Annotated in this window: 7 protein-coding genes; 2 read left to right on the forward strand and 5 right to left on the reverse strand. The window is 69.8% G+C overall.

All coding sequences use genetic code 11. The features are described 5' to 3' along the window. Nucleotides 1–264 precede the first annotated feature (264 nt). Nucleotides 265–1,236: an FAD-dependent monooxygenase gene (locus AB0M56_RS27910; protein WP_364180844.1), complete on the forward strand. Its 972-nt coding sequence runs from the start codon at nucleotides 265–267 to the stop codon at nucleotides 1,234–1,236. 457 nt (nucleotides 1,237–1,693) lie between these two features. Here AB0M56_RS27910 and AB0M56_RS27915 read toward each other — a convergent pair whose 3' ends face one another. The 5 genes from AB0M56_RS27915 to AB0M56_RS27935 form a co-directional block, all read right to left on the reverse strand. Next, nucleotides 1,694–3,580, reverse strand: a complete 1,887-nt coding sequence (locus tag AB0M56_RS27915) for a glycosyltransferase family 2 protein (RefSeq protein ID WP_364180846.1) — start codon at nucleotides 3,578–3,580, stop codon at nucleotides 1,694–1,696. Then, nucleotides 3,577–4,542 (reverse strand): glycosyl hydrolase family 18 protein, encoded by a 966-nt coding sequence (locus AB0M56_RS27920; RefSeq protein ID WP_364180849.1) that lies wholly within the window; start codon nucleotides 4,540–4,542, stop codon nucleotides 3,577–3,579. The genes AB0M56_RS27915 and AB0M56_RS27920 overlap by 4 nt, the downstream gene beginning before the upstream one ends. A 107-nt stretch (nucleotides 4,543–4,649) precedes the next feature. Beyond that, the gene (locus AB0M56_RS27925; protein WP_364180851.1) at nucleotides 4,650–5,633 is read right to left on the reverse strand and encodes an NAD-dependent epimerase/dehydratase family protein; all 984 of its coding nucleotides are present in this window, start codon (nucleotides 5,631–5,633) and stop codon (nucleotides 4,650–4,652) included. Nucleotides 5,634–5,661: 28 nt separating this feature from the next. Further along, complete coding sequence (locus AB0M56_RS27930; protein ID WP_364180854.1) at nucleotides 5,662–6,945, reverse strand: nucleotide sugar dehydrogenase; 1,284 nt, start codon at nucleotides 6,943–6,945, stop codon at nucleotides 5,662–5,664. Nucleotides 6,946–6,950: 5 nt separating this feature from the next. Further along, a complete protein-coding gene (locus tag AB0M56_RS27935; protein WP_364180857.1) occupies nucleotides 6,951–7,643 on the reverse strand; it encodes a response regulator transcription factor in 693 nt (230 codons plus the stop codon). A gap of 180 nt (nucleotides 7,644–7,823) precedes the next feature. Between AB0M56_RS27935 and AB0M56_RS27940 the strand changes: the two genes are divergently transcribed. Next, nucleotides 7,824–9,341: a polysaccharide deacetylase family protein gene (locus tag AB0M56_RS27940; protein ID WP_364180860.1), complete on the forward strand. Its 1,518-nt coding sequence runs from the start codon at nucleotides 7,824–7,826 to the stop codon at nucleotides 9,339–9,341. Nucleotides 9,342–9,383: the final 42 nt, after the last annotated feature.

Below are 9,383 nucleotides of genomic sequence, written 5' to 3' on the forward strand. Positions count from 1 at the left end.
GCCGAATCTACCTCCTTGCCTGACCGGTGGACAGGCGTGTACCGTCGATCCTGACCGTTGGTCAGGGGGACCGCGGCAGGAGGGGATGGCAGATTATGACCACGAAGACAGTGCTGATCTCCGGTGCGGGAGTCGCCGGGCCCACGCTCGCCTACTGGCTGGCGCGTGCGGGGTACCGGCCGACCGTGGCGGAGCGCGCGGCCGGACTGCGCTCGAGCGGCAGCCCGGTGGACGTCCGCGGGCTGGCCGCCGAGGTCGCGGAAGATGGGCCTCACCGAGCAGCTGCGGGAGGCGGCCACCTCGGTCAGGAGCATGAAGTTCGTGAACGACCGGGGGAAGAGTGTCGGGCGGGTGGCGCTGGGCGACGGTGGTGGCACCGACGTCGAGCTGACACGCACCGACCTCGCGCGCATCCTGTACGAGGCGAGCGCCGACGACGCGAAATACGTGTTCCACGACTCGGTGGCCGGGCTCGCGCAGGACGAGGGCGGGGTCGACGTCACCTTCGAACACGGCGCACCGCGGCGGTTCGACCTCGTGGTGGGCACCGACGGGCTGCACTCCGGCGTGCGCCGGCTGGCGTTCGGCCCGGAGCCGGAGTTCGTGGAGCACATGGGTGTGTACGTCGCGACCATGCCGCTCGACGCGCCGGTGCCCGACCGGAGCGAGATCGTCATGTACAACTCGCCGGGCCGTGCGGTGGCGGTGCACCCATCGCGGGAGCGCGGGATCGTGGCGTTCATGTTCCGCCACGCCGCGGTGCCGGGCTTCGACTACCGCGACACGCAGCAGCACAAGCGGTTGCTGGAGACCGCGTACGCCGGCGTGGGATGGCGGGTGCCGGAGCTGCTCGACCAGGTGCGGGCTGCCGGCGATCTGTACCTCGATTCGGTTTCGCGTGTGCGGTTGCCGAGCTGGGCCGCGCGCCGGGTGGTGCTGGCGGGTGATGCGGCGTCGTGTGTCTCGCTGTTCGGCGATGGCTCCACGCTGGCGATGTCCGGTGCGCACACGCTGGCCACCGAACTGGCCGCGACCCCGGGGGATCCGGCGGCGGCGTTCCGGCGTTATGAGGCCACGCACCGGAAGCTGGTGAATCCGAGGCAGCGCAACGTTCCTGTGGCGGCCGCGATGCTGATTCCCGCCACCAGGGCGGGAATGGCGGTGCGCAACCTCGGGACGCGGTTGGCGCCGTTGGTCAACGCGGCGCAGAAGCTGGCCTTGGCGAGGAGCGCGTGACTGGGTGGAAATTTGGCCGCCCGGGGCCGGCAGGCGGCCAGACGGCGCACCCGCCGGCCTGGCTAGAGGCGTCGCGCGGCTTGGCCGAGCGCTGGCAGGTGGGTGAGTTGCTTGCCCAGTCGGCCACCAAGCGGCGCAGACGCTGACTGGTTGCGCTGCGGCATGGGCCTTGCCGGTGTTCTGGTCGGTCGGCGAGGTTGCGCGTGTTGGTGGTGGCCAGGTGGCCTATCCGCCGTGGTGTGGGCCTTGGTTGCGGGTGGATAGGCGGGTTTCCTCACCAGGGCCAGGGCCAGGGCCAGGGCCAGGGCCAGAGCCAGGGCCGGGGCCGGTGCCGCGTCGGCGTGTGGCGGGCCGAGCGCCGACGCTGGTCGGTGACCGCGCGGCGCCGGCGTGCCGGCGTGCGGTGCGTGGTCGTTGCGCGGGGAGGGGCGGCCGTGGGCCGCTGTGGTGGGAGAGGTCAGCCGACCTTTTCACGGGGGAAGGGGTCGGGGGGCCAGTCCGGGGGCCACTCGGTTGGCCAGGCCGGTTCGGTCTCGGACGTGGGGGATGGGTCGGAGGGCGTCGGAGGTAGAGACGGGAGGGTTTGGCTGGAGTCGTTGCTGTGGGAGGGGATTGTCGGGCCCGTGCCGTTGTGCTGGGTGGGGATGTCGCGAGGGAAGGGGGACGGGAGAAGGCGAGTGCCGCCACCGGAACCGAGGCCGGTACCCGCAGCCTGACCGGGGCCTGTGGCCAAGCCGGTACCCCCGGGCACTTCGGTACCCCCGGGCACTTCGGTGCCTCCTGGTACTCGGGTACTTGTGGCAGCAGCCAGGCCTGAACCGACTTCGGTGCCTCCTGGTACTCGGGTACTTGTGGCAGCAGCCAGGCCTGAACCGACTTCGGTGCCTCCTGGTACTCGGGTACTCGTGGCAGCAGCCAGGCCTGAACCCACTTCGGTGCCCCCTGGCACTCCGGCACTCGCGGCAGCACCCAGGCCCGCCGCCATGCCGGAGCCCGCACCCACGCCCACGCCGGAGCCCACATCCGCATCCGCACCCGCACCGATTGCAGCGAGGTCCGGGGCCGCGGAGATGTCGGTGCCGCGGCGGGTGGGGCTTTGCCAGCGGCCGGAGCTGCCGCGCCAGGCTTGGGGGAGGGTCCAGAGGGCGACGCAGGCGTCGAGGCAGCGGAGGGGGAGGTAGAGGGGCGCCATGAGCAGGTAGCGGGCGCGGCGTTCCGTCAGGACGACGGCGAGGGTGAGGAGGAGGTCCGGCACGAGGATGCCGAACGCGATGGTCGGGAGGTTGACGTAGTGGCCGATCGCCAAGGTCAGGTCGCCCGCGATCGGTACGGACAGGAAGCCGGGGATGAGGGCCAGCAACAAGAGCACGACCATCAATGGCAGCAAGGCCATGAAGAGGCTGGCCAGGACCAGCTCCAGCACGTACAGCCCCAGCATGAAGCTGAACAGGTCGGCGCTCGGGCGGAAGCGGCGGACGCTTTGCCAGAAGCCGAGGGCCCAGCGGCGCGTCTGGCGGACGTAGTCGCGCAAGGCGTCCGGGTCCTGGGTGACGGCGATGGCCTTCAAGGAAAAGCCGACTTTGCCGAGGCGTTTGCGGTAGACCTCGAACGTCATGTTGAAGTCCTCGATGACCAGACCCGGGGGGTTGATGTCGATGAACGGCAAGGTTTCCGCGCGGTAGAGGCTGGCGAAGCCGGGGACGATGAGGGTCGCGTTGGTGCGGCGCCAGGTCTGGCCGAACTTGAGGAGGCGTTGCAGCAGCGCGTAAATGCGTGCGCGGTGCGCGGTGAACAGGAACGCCGGGAACCCGCGGCGGGAGGCGGACCAGTCGGTGGCGGCGCAGCCGGCCACGGCGACCACGTCGGGGTCGTCGAACTGCGGGAGGGCGGCATCGAAGTAGTCCGGGTCGAGGCGGGTGTCGGCGTCCAGCAGCAGCACGGCGTCGTAGCGGGTGGCGAGGGAGAAGTGGCGCACGCCTTCCTCCAGCGCGCCTGCCTTGCCGACGTTGCTGGGCGTCTCGGTGACGTTCACACCGCATGCCAGGGCGAGCTCGACGGTGCGGTCGGTGGAGCCGTCGGACACGACGTGGACGTTCGACGCCGGCACGAGGCGGGTGATGGCGGCCAGCGACTCGCCGATCACCACCTCCTCGTTGTGCGCGGCCATGAGCACGGCGACGCGCGAGCGGTGCACGCGGGCGGGCCGCGCGCGGGGCACCGGTGACGGCCGCGGCGGCTGTGGTGACCGCATGCAGTTTTCGAGCGCGCGCGCCAGACCGGCAGTGCCCCACAGGGTGAAGTTCACCCCGAAGACGAAGATTGCCAGCAGCCACAGGGGGATCATCGCGCCTCCGCCGGAGTCCAGTAGGTGTCGAGTTTCGACCAGACGAGGTCGTCCTCCGTGCCGAAGAGCCAGAGGTACACCCCGCCGATCCCGAATTGCCGGGCCTGGGAGAACTTGATCGACGCGCTGTAGGCGTTCTCGAACCACACGTCGTGCCGCTGCCCGGCGGCGTCGGTGTAGGAGAAGTGGGGCGATTCGCTGAACCCGTCCCACTCGACGGGCACCCCGAACTCCCGCGACCGCCCGTAGGCCTGCACCCACGTGACCGGCACGGCGTTGTGGCCCACCCAGTCGTAGCCGTACATCGGCACGCCCAGCACGATCTTCGCCCTCGGGATCTGCGACGTCGCATACGTCAGCACGTCGCGAACCCAGCCCTCGGGCGCGATCGGGCCCGGCGCCGATGTCTGCCAGTGGTAGTCGTACGCCATCAACCGCACCTGGTCGACGGCGCGGCCCAGCGCGGCGTAGTCCTGCGCTCGGTTGCGCTCGTCGTAGCCCGCGTCGGTGGTCTTCGCGAACACGTCCACCGACAGGCGTTTCTCGTTGGCGTGCAAAGCATCCGCCAGCCGCGTGAGGAACGCCGTGAACGCGGCGCGGTCGGTCGAGCGCAGCTCCTCGTAGTCGATGTCGACGCCCGAGAAGTCCCCTTGCACGACCAGCGCCACGATGTCCGAGATGTGCCGCGCGGTCGCCGCGGGATCGTGCAGGATGGTCTGCACGATCTGCGGATGCCAGCGCCCCTCGGTGACGTTCGCGATCGTCGGCGTGATCTCCACTCCCGTGGCGCGCAGCCGCGTGAGATCGTCCGTGCGCTGAGACTGCGCGACGAGCCGGCCCTGGGCGTCGAGGCCGTAGAGCCACGGCGACGCCTCGGTGATCTGCGACTCGTGCGCCTGCACCGTCGAGGTTCCTCCGGCCAGGTTCCAGTAGGGGAGCGACGCGATCGTGTGCGGCTGCACGGCCGCGCGCGCTCCTCCGTCTCGCAACAACGTCAACACCAGCAGCTCACACAGGAGAAGCACGGCGACCCGGACGCGGTGACGCGACCGGGACGTCCGGCGCGTCATCAACCGGCGACGGCGGTCCGCAGCTGCGCCCGCCGGTCCTCGATGACGGCGTCGATGGTCTCCCGCAGGCTGTGCACAGCACGGAACCCGACCTGCTGCGCCGCCCGCGCGCAGTTCGGCACCCGCCGCTGCATGTCCTCGTACCCTGCGCCGTACGCCTCCTGGTACGGAACTCGGGCGATCGTGCTGTTGGACGCGGTCGCCGAGATCACCAGCTCCGCTAGCTCCTCAATGCTCACCTGCTCGGGGCTGCCGAGGTTGTAGACGCGGCCGTGCGCCGACTCGTCGTCCAGCAGTGCCACGAGCGCGGGCACCACGTCGAGCACGTGGCAGAAGCACCGCGTCTGCCGGCCCGTGCCGAACACGGTCAGCGGCTGCCCGGTCAGCGCCTGGTCCACGAACCGCGGCACCACCATGCCGTAGCGGCCGCGCTGGCGCGGGCCGACGGTGTTGAACAGCCGCACCAGCACCGTCCGCACGCCGAGCTCACTGCCGTAGAGGTAGGTGAACGTCTCGTCGAGCGCCTTCGCCTCGGCGTAGGACCAGCGGTTCTTCAACGGCGACCCGACCACGCGGTCGTCGTCCTCCTTCAGCCCGATCGAGGTGTTCTTGCCGTACACCTCGCTGGTCGACGTGACGAGGATGCGCGCGTCGTGGCGCAGCGCCGCGTCGAGCACGACCTCGGTGCCCAGCAGGTTGGTGCGCAGGCTGTCGAGGGTCTTCTGCATGATCGTGAACACGCCGACGGCCGCGGCCAGGTGGTAGATCTGCTCGACCCCCTCCATGCACGACTCGACGGCGGCCTGATCGCACACGGAACCGCGGACGATCCGCAACCGCGGGTCGCCGGCGACGACCGCGAGGTTCTGCTCGGTGCCGGTGCTGAAGTCGTCCAGCACCACCACCTCGCGGTTCTCGCCGAGCAGCCGCTCGGTCAGGTGGGACCCGATGAAGCCGGCCCCGCCGGTTACCAAGCACCGCATGGGGTACGCCCTTTCTCGTGGATGTTGTTCAGACCAGTTCGCGGTGGGGGGCCGCGTCGAACGTGTAGGTGGCGTCGAGCACCAAGGGGCAGTGCTCGATCCAGTCGTAGGACTGTCCGGGGTGGACGGTGTGGATCAGCACGAGGTCGAAGTCCGTGCCGTGCGGGTCGGGGTTGCTCTGGTACGAGCGCTGGCCCAGCTTCAGCTCCGGCACGAGCGGGTCGTGGTACTCGACCTTCGCCCCGCCGGCCGCCAGCCGCTCGATGATCTCCAGCGCCGACGACTCGCGCAGGTCGCGCACACCCGGCTTGTACGTCACGCCCACCACCACGATCCGCGCGCCCGCCACCCCGCGGCCGGCGGCCGAGAGCGTGGCCGTGACGCGGTCGGCGACCTGGCCGGGCCGGTGCGCGATCGACGTCATGGCCTGGCTGATCAACGGCGCGTCGCCGTGGGCCTCGCGCAGCTGCCACAGCAGGTAGTGCGGGTCGCACGGGATGCAGTGCCCGCCGACGCCGGGGCCGGGGTAGAAACTCATGAACCCGTACGGTTTCGTGGCGGCCGCGCGCGTCACCTCGATCGGGTCGAGCTCCAGCGTCGAGCAGATGCCGGCGAATTCGTTGGCCAGAGCGATGTTCACCGCGCGGAACGAGTTCTCGTACAGCTTCGTCAGCTCCGCCGCTTCGGCCGAGGAGACTTCGTGCAGGAGCGGCGTCAGCTTCTGCAGCACGCGCCGGGCGTGGCGGCTGCACGCCGGCGTGCAGCCGCCGACGACGCGGGGCGTGCTCTGCTGCGTGTGCTCGGCGACACCGGGGTCGATGCGCTCGGGGCTGAACGCCACGAACACGTCGTCGCCGATCACGAGACCCCGGTCCTGCAAGGGTTCGACGAGCATCTCGCGCGTGGTTCCCACGTAGCTGGTGGAGGTGAGGATGAGCGTCTGGCCCGGGCGGGCGTGCTCGACCACCGACCGGCACGCCGCCCGGAGCGGGCCCAGATCCGGTGTCAGATAACGGTCCAGCGGCGTCGGGACGCAGATGATCACGGCGTCGGCCTCGGCCAGCCGAGCGGGGTCGCCGGTGAGGTCGAACCGGCCGTCCCGGCGCGCGACGACGAGGCGCGCGAGGTCGGCCTCGACGAGGTCGGGCTCGCCGGCCAGGATCGACTCGCGCCGGTCGGCGCTGGTGTCGAGACCCAGCACACGCGCACCGTCGGCGTGCAGGCCCAACGCGGTCGGCAGACCCACGTAGCCCATGCCGACGATGGCGACGGAGATGAGGCCCTCGGTCTCGCTGAGGGGGGATTCGGCCATGAGTGTCAAGGGATTTCCCCTTTCCATATCGGCGCCTCGCCTTGGGGCTCGATGCCGGCAGCTCGGGCGATCTTGACGACTTCCAGTCCGCTGTGGACTTTCAGCTTGCGGAACAAGTTGCGGGTGTGCGTGCGCACGGTGTTGCGGGAAAGCTGCAGGCGTGCCGCGATCTGGTCGCTGCGGTCGCCGTCGACCATCGCCACCAGCACTTCGCGTTCACGCTCGCTCAGCACGTCGAGAGGGCTCGAAGCCGGCCGGTGCCGGGTGGCGCCGTCGCGGCGCAACCGATCGAACAGCACGGCCAGCAGCTCCGGCGGGTACCACGCGTGCCCGGCGCGAGCGCCGCGCACGCGGTCCAGCAGGTCTTCGAGCGAACTTTCCTTGGGAATCCAGGTGTCGATCCCCGCGTGGGCAGCGCCCACCGCGAGATCTCGGTCCCGGCTCGCGGTGAGGGCGACGAAGCGGGCCGTCGGCGCCGCTGCGCGCCAGGTTCGGATCCGCTCACGCACGTCGGTGAGCGGCTCCAGCTCCACGGTCACCACGTCCGGCTGCTGTGCGATGAGCGCGGAGCGCAGCGTCGGATCGGAGGTGGCGCGCGTGCCGACCACTCTGATCCAGGGCACCGCGGCGAGGCTCGACGTCAGCACGTCGGCCACCATGCGGTGGTCCTCGATCAGGAACAGACGGGTGATGTCCACGCCGCACAGCAAACAGGCCCTGAAACCGGTTGTCCTCAGCCAGCTGTGCGAAAGACGGCTCATGCAGATGACGGAGATCCGGCATTTGCGGTAGGCGGGCTCGTCCCTTAGGGGGATCCGGGTGCCGGGTGTTGACCCTACGGTCAGCTGAGGTATCCCCGATCATTTTGGTGGCCACCCATGGAAAGAAGTACGCGGAAACACCGCAAAGCCCGCAAGGGATTGGACTTCCGGCGGGCACGCACGCGGCTCGCGGTCTGCGCGGCCGCGCTGCTGTGTGTGCTGCCCGCGTTGGCGGTGGGGAGTTCCACGGCGAGTGCGTCGCTGGCGCGGCCGCTGGGCGTGGTGCTCACCTTCGACGACGGCAACTCGGATCAGATGACCGCCCTGCCGATCCTGCAGAAGTACAACATGAAGGGCACGTTCTACATCATCAGCGGTTCGGTCGGCGCGCCCAACTATCTGACGCAGGCGAATCTGAACACGATCAAGAACGCCGGGCACGAGATCGGTGGTCACACGGTGACGCACCCCGACCTCACCACGGTGCCTGCTGACGAGGCGAAGCGGCAGATTTGCAACGGCCGCGCCTCATTGGCCGCGATGGGCTTCTCCGTGACCAGCTTCGCGTACCCGTACGCAGCGTTGAACACCTCGGTGAAGAACAACGTGAAGGCGTGCGGCTTCAACAGCGCCCGCGGTCTCGGCGACCTGGCTTCGGCGCACGGTTGCGCAGGCTGTCCGGCGGCCGACACGACCAAACCCGCCGACGCGTACGAGATCAAGGCGCTCGACGAGGATGACAACACCTGGACCCTGGCCCAGATGCAGAGCGCGGTCACCGCGGCCGAGACCAATGGCGGCCTGCTCACCTTCACCTTCCACCACGTCTGCGACGGCGCCGGGTGTGACGAACTGTCCATCTCCACTTCGCGATTGGACCAGTTCCTCTCGTGGCTGAACGGGCGCAAGAGCGTGGGCACGACGGTGAAGACCATGCAACAGGCGATCGGTGGCGCCACGAAGCCGGTCGTGACGGCACCGGCGTCGACGAACACCGGCGTGGTGAACACGTCGCTCGAAACCTCGACCAGCGGCACCGGGTTCCCCGACTGCTACATGCCGGGCGGCTATGGCGGCAACACGCCGACGTGGACGAGAACCACGGACAAGCACACGGGTACTTACGCGCAAAGGCTCGACGTCTCCAACTACACCGACGGCGACGCGAAGCTCTTGCCGGCGTTCGACCTCGGAGCCTGTACCCCGACGATCGCCGCGGGCAACACCTACACGGTCGGCGTCTGGTACAAGTCGACGGCGATCACGCAGTTTGCGCTGTACTACCGCAACACCCAGGGCTTCTGGATGTACTGGACGTCCGGCCCGTGGCTCGCGGCGGCGTCGAACTGGACGCAGGGCACGTTCACCACTCCGGCAGCGCCCGCGGGTGCGACCGGGCTGAGCTTCGGACTCTCGCTCATCGCCAACGGTTCGGTGACGACGGACGACTACTCGTTCGCCGCGGGTACCGGCTCGGCAGCGGCGGCCGCCATCCAGGCGTCCACCACGGGTCCGCAGCGGTTCAGCGTGACGAGCCGCAACTCCTCGAAGGCCGGCACGTTCGGCCGCAACGCGAAGCCGCTGGTCGGCGCGCAGCCCGGGCAGGTCATCGCTCCCGTGGAGCCCGGTGACTGACGCCCGTTCCCCGTCGCTGCCCGGCGCTCGCCGCCGGGCAGC

Source organism: Amycolatopsis sp. NPDC051372 (assembly GCF_040682095.1).
Classification (GTDB): Bacteria; Actinomycetota; Actinomycetes; order Mycobacteriales; family Pseudonocardiaceae; genus Amycolatopsis.